16 protein-coding genes are annotated in these 16,056 nt (G+C 49.8%); 12 read left to right on the top strand and 4 right to left on the bottom strand.

The window, feature by feature from the left end:
• On the bottom strand, positions 1-819 hold the full coding sequence (locus EHO60_RS12300) for a 1,4-dihydroxy-6-naphtoate synthase (protein WP_135768506.1): 819 nt from the start codon (positions 817-819) through the stop codon (positions 1-3).
• Positions 820-980: 161 nt separating this feature from the next.
• On the opposite strand from EHO60_RS12300, the gene EHO60_RS12295 reads away from it, so the two are divergent.
• The gene (locus EHO60_RS12295) at positions 981-1,808 is read left to right on the top strand and encodes an HAD family hydrolase (RefSeq protein WP_135768763.1); all 828 of its coding nucleotides are present in this window, start codon (positions 981-983) and stop codon (positions 1,806-1,808) included.
• On the opposite strand, the gene EHO60_RS12290 is transcribed toward EHO60_RS12295, so the two are convergent.
• Positions 1,785-1,970 carry a hypothetical protein gene (locus EHO60_RS12290; protein WP_246028298.1) on the bottom strand — a complete coding sequence of 62 codons (186 nt, stop codon included), beginning with the start codon at positions 1,968-1,970 and terminating at the stop codon, positions 1,785-1,787. The two genes, EHO60_RS12295 and EHO60_RS12290, sit on opposite strands and share 24 nt — an antisense overlap.
• A gap of 141 nt (positions 1,971-2,111) precedes the next feature.
• On the opposite strand from EHO60_RS12290, the gene EHO60_RS12285 reads away from it, so the two are divergent.
• The 11 genes from EHO60_RS12285 to EHO60_RS12235 all read left to right on the top strand — a co-directional run bounded on the left by EHO60_RS12285 (position 2,112) and on the right by EHO60_RS12235 (position 13,777).
• Positions 2,112-2,999 (top strand): glutamyl-tRNA reductase, encoded by an 888-nt coding sequence (locus EHO60_RS12285; RefSeq protein ID WP_167880226.1) that lies wholly within the window; start codon positions 2,112-2,114, stop codon positions 2,997-2,999.
• Complete coding sequence (locus EHO60_RS12280; protein WP_135768504.1) at positions 2,984-4,549, top strand: hydroxymethylbilane synthase; 1,566 nt, start codon at positions 2,984-2,986, stop codon at positions 4,547-4,549. The genes EHO60_RS12285 and EHO60_RS12280 overlap by 16 nt, the downstream gene beginning before the upstream one ends.
• Positions 4,550-4,563: 14 nt before the next feature.
• Positions 4,564-5,511, top strand: a complete 948-nt coding sequence (gene hemB / locus EHO60_RS12275) for a porphobilinogen synthase (protein ID WP_167880225.1) — start codon at positions 4,564-4,566, stop codon at positions 5,509-5,511.
• The gene (gene hemL, locus EHO60_RS12270) at positions 5,508-6,809 is read left to right on the top strand and encodes a glutamate-1-semialdehyde 2,1-aminomutase (RefSeq protein ID WP_135768502.1); all 1,302 of its coding nucleotides are present in this window, start codon (positions 5,508-5,510) and stop codon (positions 6,807-6,809) included. Before hemB ends, hemL begins: the two co-directional genes overlap by 4 nt.
• Positions 6,810-6,813: 4 nt before the next feature.
• A complete protein-coding gene (locus tag EHO60_RS12265; protein WP_135768501.1) occupies positions 6,814-7,740 on the top strand; it encodes a sensor histidine kinase in 927 nt (308 codons plus the stop codon).
• Positions 7,737-8,429, top strand: a complete 693-nt coding sequence (locus EHO60_RS12260; RefSeq protein WP_135768500.1) for a response regulator transcription factor — start codon at positions 7,737-7,739, stop codon at positions 8,427-8,429. Before EHO60_RS12265 ends, EHO60_RS12260 begins: the two co-directional genes overlap by 4 nt.
• Positions 8,422-9,444: a uroporphyrinogen decarboxylase family protein gene (locus tag EHO60_RS12255; protein ID WP_135768499.1), complete on the top strand. Its 1,023-nt coding sequence runs from the start codon at positions 8,422-8,424 to the stop codon at positions 9,442-9,444. Before EHO60_RS12260 ends, EHO60_RS12255 begins: the two co-directional genes overlap by 8 nt.
• Positions 9,441-10,790, top strand: coding sequence for an oxygen-independent coproporphyrinogen III oxidase (hemN, locus tag EHO60_RS12250; protein WP_135768498.1), 1,350 nt, complete (start codon positions 9,441-9,443; stop codon positions 10,788-10,790). Before EHO60_RS12255 ends, hemN begins: the two co-directional genes overlap by 4 nt.
• Positions 10,791-10,962: 172 nt before the next feature.
• Positions 10,963-11,892, top strand: coding sequence for an LA_0442/LA_0875 N-terminal domain-containing protein (locus EHO60_RS12245; RefSeq protein WP_246028297.1), 930 nt, complete (start codon positions 10,963-10,965; stop codon positions 11,890-11,892).
• Between the two features lie 99 nt (positions 11,893-11,991).
• Positions 11,992-13,278 carry a protoporphyrinogen oxidase gene (gene hemG / locus EHO60_RS12240; protein ID WP_135768496.1) on the top strand — a complete coding sequence of 429 codons (1,287 nt, stop codon included), beginning with the start codon at positions 11,992-11,994 and terminating at the stop codon, positions 13,276-13,278.
• Positions 13,279-13,300: 22 nt separating this feature from the next.
• Entirely contained in the window at positions 13,301-13,777 is a 477-nt protein-coding gene (locus EHO60_RS12235; RefSeq protein WP_135768495.1) for a DUF4870 domain-containing protein, read from the top strand.
• A gap of 12 nt (positions 13,778-13,789) precedes the next feature.
• Here the strand turns inward: EHO60_RS12235 and hemH are convergent, their stop codons facing one another.
• On the bottom strand, positions 13,790-14,899 hold the full coding sequence (gene hemH, locus EHO60_RS12230; RefSeq protein WP_135768761.1) for a ferrochelatase: 1,110 nt from the start codon (positions 14,897-14,899) through the stop codon (positions 13,790-13,792).
• Between the two features lie 11 nt (positions 14,900-14,910).
• Entirely contained in the window at positions 14,911-16,038 is a 1,128-nt protein-coding gene (locus tag EHO60_RS12225) for a putative porin (protein WP_167880217.1), read from the bottom strand.
• Positions 16,039-16,056 lie beyond the last annotated feature (18 nt).

Below are 16,056 nucleotides of genomic sequence, written 5' to 3'. Positions count from 1 at the left end.
TCAGAGCGGAGCGAGGGAAGAAGGCACCAGACCGGTTCGGATCGCTTCCTGGTGCAGGTGTCGGATCGCGTTTCTTCCTTCTGTGCCTAGGCTTCTGGTAAAGTCGTTCACGTACAGTCCGATATGTGCGTCCACGACCTCCCTGCTCGTATCTTGGGAGTGTTTGAAAATATAATCGTACGTATTTTCCCTGTTCCGATAGGCAAGATCCAGGCTTTCCTTGATGGAACCGTCGAATTCTTCCCGGAATGTTTCTCCCAACTCTTTTCGGACGGCGATGCAACCTAACGGAATCGGGGAACCGCTGGTTTCTTCCCACCATTCCCCTAGGTCTCGGACCTTTTCCAGTCCTCTTTTTTCGTAGGTGAATCTCTCCTCGTGGATGACGATTCCGAAGTCCGCTTCCCCCTTGGTTACCTTGTCCAAAATCAAATCGTACCGCACAGGAACGGGATCGTACTTCCCTTCCAAATACAAATGGGTCAATAAATTGGCTGTGGTCCAAAGTCCGGGGACTAGGATTTTTTTTCCTTTAGGATCGGATTTCCCCTCTCCTTTTCTAGAGACGATCAAGGGCCCGCAACCTCTGCCGAGCGCCGCTCCCGAATCCAAAAGGGAATATCGGTCTGCCACATGAAAAAAGGCTGCGAAAGAAAGTTTGGAGGCGTGGAACTTGCCTTCCTTTGCGAAGCGATTCAGTTGCTCCACATCGTGCAGTTCCTCTTGGATGGAAAAGGGAGCTTTCGTCTTTCCGGAAATCAAATGATAGAAGATGAACGTATCGTTCGGACAAGGAGAATAGGCCAGGCTGATCTTCATGTTTCCAGCGAAATATTTTTCGCCGCTTTGGAAACGAAAAAAGGAGGAAGGCCTGCCGGATTCCGATGAAAATGGAAAAACGCCGACCGGCGTTCGGATTTCTTTTGGAAAAAAACACCCTTATATTCCCGAACCTTCCTCCCAAAATCCATACGATCGCCATGGATTTGGACGGCACTTTGTTGGATTCTCGAGGGAGAATCTCCAGTTTAAACTCGTACGTTCTGAACTCTGCCCTCGAAAAAGGAATGCGCCTGGTGATCGCGACCGGAAGGCGTTTCTCCTCCACCCTGCCCTTTGCTCGCGAATTCAGAGGAGATCTTTTCGTGATTTCCAATAACGGCCAGGTCATGAGGGAAAGTCCGTCGGGAGCTCGGGTCTCGGAAACCTATCTTTCTTCCGAAACGATTGCCGCGGTTTTGGACTCCGGAAAAAAAGAAGGTTTCGATCCCATCCTGCATGTGGACCATTACGAAGAGGGAATAGACATTCTGGCGGAGTCGCCGATCACGGACCCCAGATTTTATAATTACTCCGGCGGAGATACCGAGAGAAGTAGAGTGGTGGAAGATTGTTTTCTGCACGGGAGCGATCGGGTCCTCGTGGCCTGCTTTCTGTCCCAAGACAAGACTCGCTTGGAAGAATTGGAAAGAAAGCTCCTTGGTCTACCCGAGGCGGCAGAGTTTCGGACGGTTTTGACCCGGATTCACGGAGTATCCTTTTGCTTGGAGATCCTCGAAAAGAATTCCTCTAAATGGTCTGCGATTTCCTCTTTTCTGAAAGCGAACGGACTCGACCCTTCCGGAGTTGCCGCGTTCGGAGACGAGAAGAATGATTTGGAGATGTTGTCCCATGCAGGATTCGGCTTTGCGATGAAAAATGCCGTACCGTATTTAAAGGAATTCGCTCCGTATCACACTCGTTATTCGAACGACGAGGACGGAATCGCGATGACTCTTCTGGAATTAGGAATTCTTTCTTTTCCGTAACGGAGTTTCTTTTTTGATCGGAACGACTCTGCAAGCGGAGCATGCGTCTTCGTAACATCCGAACCGGATTTCTTCCTCGGAAGTTTTTCCGAAGAGACTTTTCAGAGTGGATAAAAAAGGAAAAAGAAGATAGAGAGCTGTCGCTCCGACGATTGCGTGCACAATCCAATCTTGTATCTGAGGTTCCCAGATCATAGGGCCATGTTGAAAATGGTTCTCAATTGCGGCAAGCAGAATATTTTTGAAATCTGCTGACAGTATTTTGACAAAACAGCCTGCGAATTCGGTATGCTCTTAGAAGAGATGTGGTCCACACTTAAGGTGTTTCATTCTGATTTCGGACAAAGGGACGGCTTTGTGCCGCCCGATGCATTTTCTTGGAAGACTTGCATGAGAACCGTATGGGTGACCGATTCACGCATTCATCCGGAACGGATTTCTTTACCGCAAAATTGGGAAGTAAAGACAGGGTACGAAGCCTATCGACTTCTCTTAGAAATTATCTCGGGCCTCAGGTCCAAATTGTTCGGAGAAACGGAAGTCTTAGCTCAGTTCCGTCAGAGATTCCAAGAACTTCCCGACTCAGCCTTCGGGGAATACGTAGCGAAACTCAGAGATAACTTGATCGAAGATTGTCGTTCTCTCCGCTCCGGTTATCTGCAGAATTTAGGCGAGCAGTCCTATGGTGGATTGGCGCAAAAATACATTTCCGGTTCGAATGTTCCCGTTCGGGAGATTTCCTTGTTGGGAACGGGGCAATTGGCCGAGAAAATGATTCCCTGGTTAAAAAGCGGAGGCAGACGAGTCAAAGTCGTAGGCCGGAATCCGGAGCGCTTGGATTTTTTTGCGAATTCTTTTTCCGTCTCTTCGCAACTCTGGGAAGATTGGTCTCCCCAGGGAGAAGCCTGGGTCATCGCCTCTCCGGTTCCTATGGGTCCCTGGCAAAATCGTCTTCGTCCTGGAGATTTGGTCTTGGATTTCCGGGAAGTTCCTTTGGAAACTTCTTGGCCTGATGGAGTCGTTTACATTTCCTTTGCGGAAATGATGTCCTCCTTGAAAGAGACCGAAGAAAGAACTAAAAGAGTGAGAGAAGAGCTGGACGTCGTGCTGGCTCATCTTTTGGAAGAAAGAGAACTAGAAGCGCATCAATTCGTATTCGGTTGGGAAGACCTACCTTGTCCTTCGTTCTGAGAATCGGCTCCCGAAAAAGTTCGCTCGCAAAACTCCAATCCTGCCTCGTACGCGACGCCTTGCTGAGATCTCGTTCCGACTTACAAGTGGATCTTTTTTTCAAAGAGGCCAGCGGAGACCAGGACCTCGTCACTCCTTTGTGGAAGATGGCGTCCCGCGGAGTGTTTACCCAGGATTTGACCCGGGAGTTGACGGACGGAAACGTGGATCTGGTCATCCATTCCTATAAGGATTTGGATTTGGAAGGCCATCCCGGTACGGAGACGATGATGGTCTTGCCTCGCGCGGACCAAAGGGACGTATTGCTTTGGAAGCGATCTTCTTTTGAAAATCCTCCGGAAATCTTGAACGTTCACTCTTCGAGCCCGCGTAGAGAATACAATCTTTCCGCATTTTTGCCGACCGCCCTCCCCTCCAGATACAAAGGAAAGCCGATCCAATTTCATCCCGTGAGAGGAAACGTGCAAACGAGGGTGAGGAAGTGGATGGAAGATCCTTCCATTTCCGGACTCGTAGTCGCCAAGGCGGCTTTGGACCGACTGCTTTCCGCGGACTTTTCCTTTTCCGATCTGGAGGAATACGTCGAGGTACGCACACAACTCAGGAAGATCCTGGACGAACAGATGTTCATGGTCCTTCCTTTATCAAAGAATCCGAATGCTCCGGCACAGGGCGCGCTCGCTGCAGAGTTCCGCGCGGGCGACGAAAGGGTTCGTGAACTCCTTTTGCCTTTGCGTGATCCGCAGGAAGAAGCGGATGTCGCGGAGGAAAGAAGGTTGCTTTCCGGTTTCGGTGGAGGGTGCCACCAGAAAATCGGCGTGGCAGCCTATTCTTCTTTTGCAGGCACTGTTTTATTTTTAAGAGGGAAAACCGATTCAGGTGTCGTTTTGAATACTTCCGTCCGCCTACCTGTGGAAGACTTTCCGAAGCCGGTCGATTCTTCCCGGATTCTACCCGTAAAAAAATTCGCCTCCGGGAGGGTCAGAATTCCCCTCCCCTCTTCTCCCCCTCCCGACAGATTTTGGTTCGTAGCTCGAGCGGACGCGTTTCCGGAAACTTGGCCGAATCCGGATTCCCGAACGATATTGGTCGTGGCGGGAACGACAACCTGGGAAAAATTAGCGGAAAGAGACATTTGGGTCCATGCATCCACGGATGGATTGGGGGAAGAAAATGCGAAGTCTCTCGAAGTTCTCACGGGGTCGAAACCGGATTTTATCAAGCTGACTCATGAGGAAAGTGGGATCGTAGAAGGAGCTTGGAGAAGGCTACCTACCTATAAGGTGGAATGGAAAGAAGAACCTTCGGATCTCTCGGCATACACCCATTTTTTCTGGATGAGCGCCTCTCAGTTCGCCCGAGCCTATAAAAAGGATCCTTCGATTGCGGACAAAATCCATGCGACCGGGGCCGGCTCGACGTACTCATATATTAGAAATGTTTTAGGAACTCCGGACAGGATATTCGCGTTTCCGAATTACGAATCCTGGATGACGGCCTGCGTCGGAGAAATTCCGGAGTTCCTGAAAAAGGAAAGTGGAACCCAATGAAAGAATCGTACGGAATGGGATTGAGAAGAAATCGGATCAGCCCGACTCTCAGAAACCTTATCTCCTCGGAATCTCTCCATCCGAAAAAATTGGTACAACCGCTTTTTGTAGCGGAGTCTTTGGCCGATCGCGAAGCCATGTCCTCCTTGCCGGGAGTGTTTCGGGATACGAAGGAGACCGTCTTGTCCCAGATCGAATCCGATCTCAAGGCGGGAACGGAGCATTTTCTTCTCTTTCTTGTCCCGGGGCATAAATCCGATCATTCGATCCCTGTTAAGTTTTACGAAGAAGCGATCGGCGGGATCAAAAAGAAATTTCCGGAAGCCTTTCTTTGGATAGATACCTGCTTGTGTTCGCTGACGACCCACGGTCATTGCGGCCTATTGGACAAGAAAGGTCGGATAGACAACGATAGTTCCGTCAAGAGGCTTTCGGAGATAGCGCTTTGTTATGCGAATTCCGGGGCCGATGGAATATCTCCTTCCGACATGATGGACGGAAGAGTCGCTAGTCATCGGAGGATTCTGGACTCGAACGGTTTCGAGGACGTTCCCGTCATGAGCTATTCCACTAAGTTCAAAAGTCATTTTTACGGTCCGTTCCGAGAGGCGGCAGAGTCGACTCCGGGACACGGTGATCGTTCCTCTTATCAGATCGATGTGCGTAACCGGGAGGATTCTCTTCTGTCCTCCCTTCGGGACGCGCAGGAAGGAGCCGACCTGCTCATGGTCAAGCCCGGCATGACGGCCATAGATCTGATCCGTCCGATCCGAGAAGCGACGGATCTTCCCGTCGGAGCTTACCAAGTCAGCGGGGAATACGCCTCCCTGGCTCTTCTCGCAGAAAGCGGTTTTTGTAAATTCGAGGATGCACTGCGGGAAACCTGGCAGGTATTTTCCAGGGCCGGCGCTTCCTACCTGATCACGTACGCGGCTAGACGCGGAAAGGAGATCCTCTCTTGAAATCATACGGCAGCTCCGAAGAACTTTTTCTAAGGGCCAAGAAAGTGACTCCCGGCGGAGTCCATTCCCCCGTCCGTTCCTTCCGATCCGTAGGAGGAACTCCTGTTTTTTTCCAAGCCGCAAAAGGCCCGTTGTTAACCGACGTTTCCGGTAAGGAATATCTGGATTATTGTCTGAGTTTCGGGCCTCTTCTTTTGGGTCACAGGGATCCGGAAGTGGAGGAAGTCGTACGGGAAACGGCGTCCCTTGCTTGGAGCTTCGGAGCTGCGGAACCGTACTCTCTCGAACTCGCCGAGTGGATCGTCTCCCGGATTCCGTGGGTGGAAAAAATCCGCTTCGTAAACAGCGGAACGGAAGCGGTAATGAGCGCATTACGCGTCGCTCGAGCGGCGACGGGAAGGAACAAAATCCTGAAGTTCGACGGTTGTTACCACGGCCATCTGGATTCTCTTTTGGTCAAAGCCGGTTCGGGCCTGGCGGGGGAAGCCTCTTCGGATAGCGCGGGCATCGGTTCCGAATGGATCGGCAATACGCTGGTTCTTCCTTTGGACGACGAGCGCGCCGTCGTGGATCTATTCGACAGGGAAGGAAAAAACATAGCCGTCCTAGTACTAGAACCTTTGCCGGCCAATTACGGACTCTTGGTGCAGAGGAAGGAATTCCTGCAAAAGATCGTAGAGATTGCCCGGAGTCACGGAGCCTTGGTTCTCTTTGATGAAGTGATCAGCGGGTTTCGCGTGGGTCTAAAAGGTATGAGCGGCGAGTTGGGAATCCGACCCGATCTTGTCACTTACGGAAAAATCATCGGCGGGGGATTTCCCGTCGGCGCCTATGCGGGTCGCGCGGATCTATTGGATTTGGTCGCGCCGCAAGGACCGGTGTACCAAGCGGGTACTTTGAGCGCGAGTCCGTTCGGAATGAGAGCTGGCTTGGCGACACTGGTCAAATGCGAACGGGAAAACGTTTATTCGGTTCTGGAAGAGAGGACGAAACGATTGACGGAAGGCATGCTTGCAATCTTCCGAAAATACGATCCTGATAGCGATTGGTCCTTTACCGCGCACTCTTCCCTGTTTTGGTTCCATAGGGCGACTCCTTCTCCGATTCGGACGGTCGATTCGATCCCGAGCGGCCATAAGGAGGCCTTTGCAAACGTTTTTCATCTATTGTTAACCGAAGGGGTTTATTTGGCTCCGTCCGGATACGAGGTGGGTTTTACGAGTTTTGCCCATACACCGGAGATCCTCGACAGGACCTTCGATTTGGCGGAAAAGGCATTCAAAAAAAGTAAAGTTTAAGTCCATGTCCTTCTGGAAATACAAAAAAGTCGTCTTGCCCGTAGCCTGGGTACTCATTACGGTCTCTCTCGGGGCTTGGTGGCTTTTTTTGGGACTCCGTCAGAATCGAATGGCCACGGAATTCGCCGCTCGGCTGGGCAAGAAGGCCGAACCGGAAGTCCTGGATAAATTGGAGCGCCAGAGTCTGATGATCAAGCTGGAAGGAACGTTCTTCCTTTTCATGCTCGTATCCGGAGGGCTTACCCTCGTTTGGTTGACGTTCCGCGAAGACAAGCGTAACAAGTTGATCCACGACTTCTTTTCCACCGTGACCCATGAGATCAAAACTCCGTTGGCTAGTCTGCGTCTTCAAGTGGAAAGTCTTTTGGACGAAGGTTCCAAAACCGCCCGGGACAAATTGCTCCATCGACTGCTCAAGGATTCGGTGAGAATCGAATCCCAGATGACCAAGGCGTTATATCTAGCTAGCTTGATGCGCTCGGAACGTTTGTATCTGGAAAACACGGATTTAAGCGGTCTGGAGCAAAGTCTTAGAGAAGACTGGACGGAATTAAAACTGATTACGGACTGGAAAGAGAAACGGGTCCGGGCCGATCGCAAGGCTCTGGAAAGTGTCTTTCGGAATCTTCTGGAAAATTCCCTCCAACACGGCCGAGCTACGGAGGTCCATATCTCCTCCGAAGCGGCCCCGAACGGAAGAGTGAAATTCATATTCGAAGACAACGGATCCGGATTTAAAGGGGATTCTAGATCCTTAGGACGTCCCTTCGTAAGACACACATCCACCAGCGGAAGCGGAGTCGGTCTGTACATCGTCAAAAAACTGATCGAAAAGATGAGCGGGAATTTCGTACTGCGTCCCGGTTTTTCGGACGGATTCCGCGCGGAATGGACCCTACCCTCCACGGAAAAAAAGGTTCCTACGCAATGAGAGAGAAACTGTTGCTCGTGGAAGACGATCGCTCTTTGGGAGAAACCCTGAAAGAGAGGTTGGAAAAGGAAGGCTACGAGATCGTCTGGACCGTATCCGTCCAATCCGCGAAAGTATTGGCTTTGGAAGCGAAGCCGGATCTGGTGCTATTGGACGTACGTTTGCCTGACGGAGACGGGTTCGAATTGGCTGCGGAGTTGCGGAGTCGTAAGGACTGCCCTCCTTTTCTGTTTCTTACGGCCCATTCCGGTGCACCGGAAAGGTTGCGGGGGTTCGAGCTCGGCGCCGAGGAGTTTATTCCGAAGCCTTTCCATCTAAAGGAACTTTTGATTCGAGTGAGACACGTATTAGAATCTCATAAACATTCCTTTCGGGAAGCCAGATATTCCTATCGCGGTTACCTGCTCGATTTCTCCGGATATGCGATCCGCTCTCCGAAAGGAGAGGAGACCCGGCTTTCCAAAAGAGACTGTGCCCTTTTGAATCTCTTGGTGCAAGAAAGACATAGAACCGTGAGCAGAGATGAAATTTTAGACCGCCTTTGGGGAGAGGAAAAATTCCCCACGAACAGAACTATAGATAATTCCATTGTTCGTCTTAGACAAGCCTTCGAAGACCAAGGCGAAGACGCGATCCGATCCGTAAGAGGCGTCGGTTACCAATGGACCGGAGATTTACAGGATGCCTAACCCGAAATTCGAAAATGCGCTTCGTTGCCTGCCGCAGTCGGTTCCGCCGATCTGGATGATGAGGCAGGCGGGCCGTTACCATTCCCATTACCAGAATTTAAGAAAGAAACATAGCTTCGAGGAGCTCTGCAAGATCCCCGAGTTGGCCGCAGAGGTGGCCTTCGGTCCGGTCGACGATTTCGGTTTTGATACCGCGATTCTATTTTCCGATATTCTATTTCCGTTGGAAGCGCTCGGGATGGGTCTAAAGTTTGGGGACGAAGGTCCCAAGCTGGGCTGGCAACTCGGCGGTTTGGAAGATCTGAAACGGATGCATCCTTTGGAGCAGGCAGTGGATTTTATGGGATTCCAAAAAACCGCAGTCTCTTTGACTAGAAAACGGATTCCGGAAGACAGGTCCTTGATCGGATTCGTCGGAGGAGCCTGGACCCTTTTCTGTTATGCGACCTTGGGAAAACACGACGGAAATTTGGTCCTTCCCAAAGTCTCTAAATCTTTGAGGCAGGGGTTCTACGAAAAAATCATCCCTTTATTGAAGGAAAATATTCGTCTGCAATTAGAGGGCGGTGCGGAAGTAGTGATGGTGTTCGATACTGCAGGTGGAGATTCTTCTCCGGGATTTTTCGACGAGGCGATTTTGCCTCCTTTGAAGGAATTGGTGCAGGCATTTCCCGGAAAAATCGGCTATTACGCCAAGGCTCTCCCCTCTCCGAGTCTCGATAAGGTGCGATCCCTTTCCGGGCTACTTGGGTTCGGCGTGGACCACCGCATCGACCTGACCGAGCTCTTCGGAAACGGAAGACAATTCATCCAAGGGAATTTCGACCAGGCAATGTTATTCCTGGATCCTGTCGATTTTAGGACGTATCTTTTGGAATGGCTCCGCCCTTTCTTGGACTTGCCGCCGGAAAAAAGGGCCGGGTGGGTTTGCGGTTTAGGTCACGGGGTCCTTCCTAAAACTCCGGAAGCGAATGTAAGAACCTTTGTAAAAACCGTGAGGGAGGTGTTTGCATGAAATCGCAAATCGACTTGATAGAAAAATACGACGTTCCGGCCCCACGCTATACCAGTTATCCGACGGTTCCTTATTGGGAATCCGACCCGACCCGAGCGGAATGGTTGGAGGCGATACGTAGAAGGATCCTTCCGGAGGATTCCTCCGTTGCGTTGTATCTGCATATTCCGTTTTGTGAAACCTTGTGTTCTTTTTGCGGATGCAACACTTCCATCACGAAAAACCACACGGTCGAGGAACCGTACATTGCGACCTTGCTGGAGGAATTCCGCAATTATACCCGGGAAGTTCCCGAATTGACCAAGAGGGAATTGCGCGAACTTCATTTAGGCGGGGGTTCCCCCACCTATCTCTCCGAGGAAAACTTAAAGGTTTTATTAAGTACGATTCTGGAATCCTGGAAGGTCTCCTCGACTCCCGAGTTTTCATTGGAAGTGGATCCTAGACGCACGCGTCTAACTCAGTTGGAGTTGTTGAAGGATTTCGGTTTCAAAAGAATCAGTTTGGGCGTTCAGGATTTCGACCCGGAGGTCCAAAGACTGGTCAACAGAATCCAACCTTTCGAGCTTACGGAAAAGATCACAAACGGAGCGAGAAAATTAGGATACACTTCCGTGAATTTCGATCTTATTTACGGACTTCCCCGACAAACCAGCGAAAGTGTCCGTACGACGATTTCCAAGACTCTGGAACTGCGCCCGGATCGTATCGCTTTTTATAGTTACGCTCACGTCCCTTGGATCAAAGCGGCCCAAAGACTTTTTACCGAAGAAGATCTTCCGAAAGGATCCGAAAAACGGGAATTGTACGAAATCGGAAGGGAGATGTTCCTGAATGCGGGGTATAAAGAGATCGGAATGGATCATTTTGCCCTTGAATCCGATTCTCTTTACTCCGCCTCTTTGGACGAAACATTGCATCGCAATTTTATGGGGTACACGACAAGACCCACGGACTTGCTTCTCGGTCTCGGAGTGTCGGCGATTTCGGATAGCTGGGATTGTTTCCACCAAAACGAAAAAATCCTGAAAAAGTACCAACGCAGGATCCACGAAGACGGATTCGCACTTTTAAGAGGACATAAACTGACTCCGGAGGATTTGGAACAAAGGGAGTTGATTCTCAGACTTTCCACCGCAGGTCGTGTGTCCGTTCCGGAAAAGATTTTCGACGAGGTGAAACTCTATTTGAGCGTCATGGAAGACGATAATCTAATCAGATGGGAAGGCTCCACCCTAGTGCTGACGGATTTGGGCAAGCCTTTCCTACGGAACGCGTGTACCGGTTTGGATTTGCGTTTGAGAAGAAAAGTTCCCGAAACGAAGGTTTTCTCTCAGTCCATCTGAACATTGTCCGCCGCCCGATTGTTTTGTAAAATGGGGTTGGAATTGGCGATTTAGAGTTCGGAAATAATTTTTTTTCCGTCCAATATTCGGGGTTCCCGAATGCGAGAAGCGCTTCTGCGGTTGCCAAGATTTTAGAATGGTTTTAATTACGTTTCGAAAAATTGTCTTCTTTTTGATCCTGCTTTTATTGCCGGCCGCGGTATTTCCGGTCACGATTCTTCTTAGAGAAGGCGGAAAAGTAAAAGGGGATATGGTTACTCAAAACCAATCCACCGTAGTCATCCAGACAGAGTCCGGCAAAAGAACGATTTATAAAAATCTTATACTCAAGGTTCTATACAAGGACGTTAACGACGACGAAGAGGAAAAAATCCGCATCGCCGAGGAAAAGAAGATCGCGACCGATAAAAGGGACGCACAGTTACGTGAAGTTGCCCGGAAGCAACAAGTCCAGCAGCAGTTGGAAGAAGCGGAACGATTAAAGAGAGAAGAAGTTCAGCGCCGGCAGGCCGAGGTTCCGGTGCAGGATGCTGTCGACCCGAAAAAGGCGCTTTTCCGCTCCGCGATCCTGCCGGGCTGGGGCCAATTCTATAGTGATCGGAAAATGTTCGGGGTGCTTTGGCCTACTTTGATGGCGGCTGCGGCTGTCGCTTCCTACGACAAATACAGAGTCTATCGTAACGCCATGAGGGACTATGGCACCATCGGAAATCCGTATTCCGAAACGGCGCTCTTAGGCGGTGCGTTAGGAGTCACCACCTTCTACACTCCCCCTGTCCTTCCGGATCCGATCAGCCAATATTACTTCGATCAAAACTACAACCTAATCCACCAGAAACGCGTAGAGGCCGACCGGGATTTTCAACACTACCAGGACGCTCTTTATGCTTTGGGCGCCATCTATGTTTTGAATCTTTTGGACGCGTATTTTTTGGCAGGATACGGTAGAAATTTGGTCAAGGCATCCGACGGAAAAAGTTCCGGTATGATCTTGTCCGCTCTTCCTTCCAATACGGGTATGTCGAATCTGGGATCGTCCGGTTCTTCCTCCACTTCCTTTTCCGAAACCAAATATACTTTCGGGTACCGCTTCACTTTTTAAGAAAAAGTTTGATATTTCTTAGTCTCCGATCCGGTTCTTTCCTCGAATCGGAGAGGGCAATGTTATTGCCAGAAGTTTCAAGGATTCTACCATGTATCCGTGGCGAAACAGATCCCAGATCAAATCGTTATAGGCGCCGGATTTACCGGTCTTGTACACGCGTTCCTCGCGTTGGAAAAAGGGGAATCCGTGTTGGTATTGGAAAAGAAGGATAGCACAGGAGGCTTGATCCATTCCGTCAGAACGGAATACGGAATCGTGGAGACTGCCGCGAACGGCATCCTGAATTCCTGGCAGTTGGAAAAATTGGCCGCACGTTTGGGTTTGGATCTACTCTTTCCGGATTCTGCGGCCCAAAAAAGATACATCTTCGCGAACGGCAAACCCAGAAGGATTCCGTTGAGTTTTTCGGAAATCTTGAGGGTTCTATACGGAGCTTTCTCCAAGCCTTCCAAACCCGAGCCTGGGGAATCCGTGTTCCATTGGGGCAAACGGGTGTTAGGCGAAGCGGCAGTCGCAAAATTGCTGGAGCCTGCCCTCGGCGGTATCTATGCAGGAGATTTGGACGCGATGTCCGCGGAATTCGTCTTCGGAAAGTTTCTACTCCAAGACCAAACCCTTTGGAAAAACATGATGGCTTATTCCAAGTCCATGAAGCTTCAGCCGAAAGTATTGCCGGGAAGAAAAGGAACGGTCAGCTTTCGCGGAGGGATCGGTACTCTGATCGGAGCGTTGGAAGCGAGAGTGACCCAAGACGGAGAAATTCGTTACGACGAGGAAGTGACGAATCTAAAGGATCTTCGGAAGAAATTTCCCGGATCTAAGATCACGATCGCTACCGGATTGAATTCCAGTCTGAGGATATTAAAGGGGGAATTTCCGGAACTTAAATCCTACCAAGGAGTGCTGGAACTTTTGCCCGTGGTTAGCGTGACCAGATTCGGAAAAGATTCCGTCCTCCAAGGAAAGAAAGGTTTCGGGATCCTCTTTCCCAAGGATCACAAAACGTTTTCCTCCGAATTGGGCGTGCGAGTAAGAGGGATTTTGTTGAACGATTTCATTTTTCCCAGTAGATCGGAAAAAGGAATACACTCCGAGACGTACATATACGGAGGAGCCGGTGACAGAGAGATCGCGACCAGGTCGGAGGACGATATCATAGGGATCGTAGAAGAGGATCGGAAAAAACTTTTACCGGAAAGTTCGGGCCCGCTCAATCATTATGTGACCGTATGGAAGGAAGCTATTCCCGTTTACGGACCTCAATTGTATTCCTTTAATAAGGAACTTGATCGACTCTTGCCGCCGGAAATCAAAGTGGAAGGTAATTTCAGGCAGGGTATCGGTTTGAAATCGATTTTGGAACGGGCTTACGCCGTAACTTGAGGATGGACCGGGGGAAAAACGGATGAAATACGACGAACTGGAAAAATTGAACGAGCTGAAACAGAAAGGGGCGATTTCCGAAGAGGAATATGAAGCCGAAAAGAAGAAAATTCTAGATTCCCCCTACCCTCGCGCTAACGAGCGCCTTGGGATGACCGTAAACCAGTATTGTATGGTGCTTCATCTATCTCTCTATTCCGCTTTTCTGTTTCCGGGAGTGGGCTTGCTCGTCCCATTGATTCTCTGGCTGATCGAGAAGGATTCGGATGCGGAAGTAGACGCTCAGGGAAAGATCGTGGTCAATTGGATGATCAGTTCCGTAGTTTACGGAGTCGTCCTCGGGATTCTCTGTCTAATTCTGATCGGCATTCCTTTTCTGATTTTGCTCGGTGTGTGTTATTTGATTTTTCCGATCATAGGAGCCATCAAGGCGGCCGACGGTGTCAGATGGAAGTATCCGTTCAGCATCTCTTTCTTAAAGGACGAGTCGGCGGCCTAAATAGAATGATCCTTACCGCTCGGCGATGCATCTCGTGTTTTCTTTTTTGGGATCGTATCCGCCTCTCGTAAAGCAGAGACAGGATTCCCTCGTCCCTCCTCTTTCTAGATCGAGTTTTGTCTCGAATACGAATTTGCTTAGGGCTTCTAAAAAGGCAGGGTAGCATCCGAGGGCCGGGATCCTGTAGTATTCTCGGATTCCGTTAGCTACGGCGTGTTCTCTGATTTGCACACCTATTTCTTCGAGCGTCTCGAGATGGTCGCTGACGAAGCTGATCGGATATACCGCTACTCTTTCGATTTTTTTCGTTCCTAACTCCGCGATTTTGTCCAACGTATTCGGACTTGTCCACTTGGAGGGGCCGACCCTGCTTTGAAAGGACAAGTGAACATTCCCCGCGAATCCTTTTTCTCTCAAAAGTCCTTCCAGGTCTCGTGCGTTCTTTTCGATTTCGTTTAAGTAGGTATCTCCCTTTCGGATCAATCTTAAGGGAATCCCATGCGCACTGAAAATCAGATCGATATTTTGCCAGTTTGTAACCGGACTCTCCCCGAGGTGGAGGAAATCTTCCCGCTTCAATTTTCCTTGGAAATACTCTAGAATCAGATCACGGACGGATTCCAGGTATTCGATTCTGTCCGAAAAAGGAAGGACCCAATTGGGATGACCGGCCGGGCAGAAGCCTAAGCTTTTCTTTAACAACATGGCCGTGGATAGCACGGTCGATCTGGAGTATTGAGGGTATAGAGGTAAAATGATCGTTCCGGATCTTGGGTCCGTCCAGTCGGGTCCTAGCTCGCGGAGATCGGGATATCCGCAGCTCATGGCGATTTTTACTTCCCATTTTTCTCCGGATTCTTCCAGTAATTTTTTAAGAGCCTCCGCTTGTTTCTCCGTCTCGGAAACGAGAGGAGAGCCCCCTCCGAATCCCATAGAGGCGTAAGTTTCCTGTACTTTTTTGGATCTAGACGATGCGACTTTCTTTGCCAAGGGCATTCTTAGAAATTCGGGTAAGGGTAGATCGAAAACGAAAGGATCTTCGAAGAGGTCCGATAGGAATTTCGGAATTTCGTCCGGTTGTCGCGGTCCGCCTAAATTGAGGATAAGTAACCTGTTTTTCAAATTGCCTCTGTTTACTTTGAAATCCATTCCAGATAATTTGTGATCGAGAATTCTATATTGTATTGTTTCGTACTTAAGTAGTTGCGGTAGCTGCCTGCGCTGTTCGATAGGATGTCGCTTGTGCTGATTCCTCCGGCCGTTCGGAAACTTCCCGCGCCGTACAACCTGTTCTCGGTCAAGCGAAGGAAAAACAGCCAGGAATTCCAGATCCTCCCGCCTCCTAGATTCGTTTCGATGCCGTAGCCGGCGGCATTGCCTATGAAATTCAGATTTCTTTGGTAATGATAGTCCCGGAAATGGGAGAACCAGGTGCTTCCCATGAAGCTCCCTTCGAAAAGCCAGGCCCCGTCGGAATATCGGTAGCCGATCCCGACAGGTATTTCCCAAGTACTGTTGGAAAAACTAAGCCCGATTCCAATCGGCCCGTAAAAGATGGGATTGGATGCGATCCATTGGTTCACATCGTAAAGATAATATTTGAAGTAAGTATAGTGGATTCCGGCGGACAAAAAAAGTCCTTTCCCTTCTTTTCTGCCGTCGGGATCGCTGTCGCCTAGATAGCGTCGTAAAGTGAGACTGATTCTGTCCTGCTTCATTTTAAGTCGCCCTCTGCCGTCGGCAAAGTTCTTAGTGCCGCTGAACGTATACGGCGTATCGTAAAAGCTCCACTCTCTGAACGAAAACTTATTCCCTCTTTCGACCGAGAAGTTTGCCATTGCGAAGTCTTCGTCCCTCCCCTGCCCTACTCTAGTATTCCGTCCGTTAGTTCTATAACCGGCGGTTAACTCCCATTTTTGCCACCAATGCCTGAGCTCTATCCCGCCGTAGGAAAATTCACGACTATACGTGATCCTGGATCCTGCCTCCGCTCCAGAAAGATTCGGGTATTTGGTACCGGATTCGAAGATATGCTGTCCTCCGTTCTCTCCCGCGAGCACGGTCGCGGAAGATCGGCTCCAAAACCCTTTCCAGAATCCGATTTTCGCTTCCGGAGAAGATCCTATTTCGGCCACTTTGCCGTTTTGTACCCCAAGCCGGGGTTCTTTTTTAGGGATTTCCTGGGAATGTATATTCGAGGCGATTGAGAATAGTAAAAAAGGAAGGAATATCTTTAAAATGCGCGAGTATTTCTTTTTCATCGTTTTTCGGATCCGGGG

Source organism: Leptospira fletcheri, assembly GCF_004769195.1.
Taxonomy (GTDB): domain Bacteria; phylum Spirochaetota; class Leptospiria; order Leptospirales; family Leptospiraceae; genus Leptospira_B; species Leptospira_B fletcheri.
The sequence above is the reverse complement of the archived record's forward strand: the minus strand, read 5'-3'. Positions and strand labels throughout refer to the sequence as shown.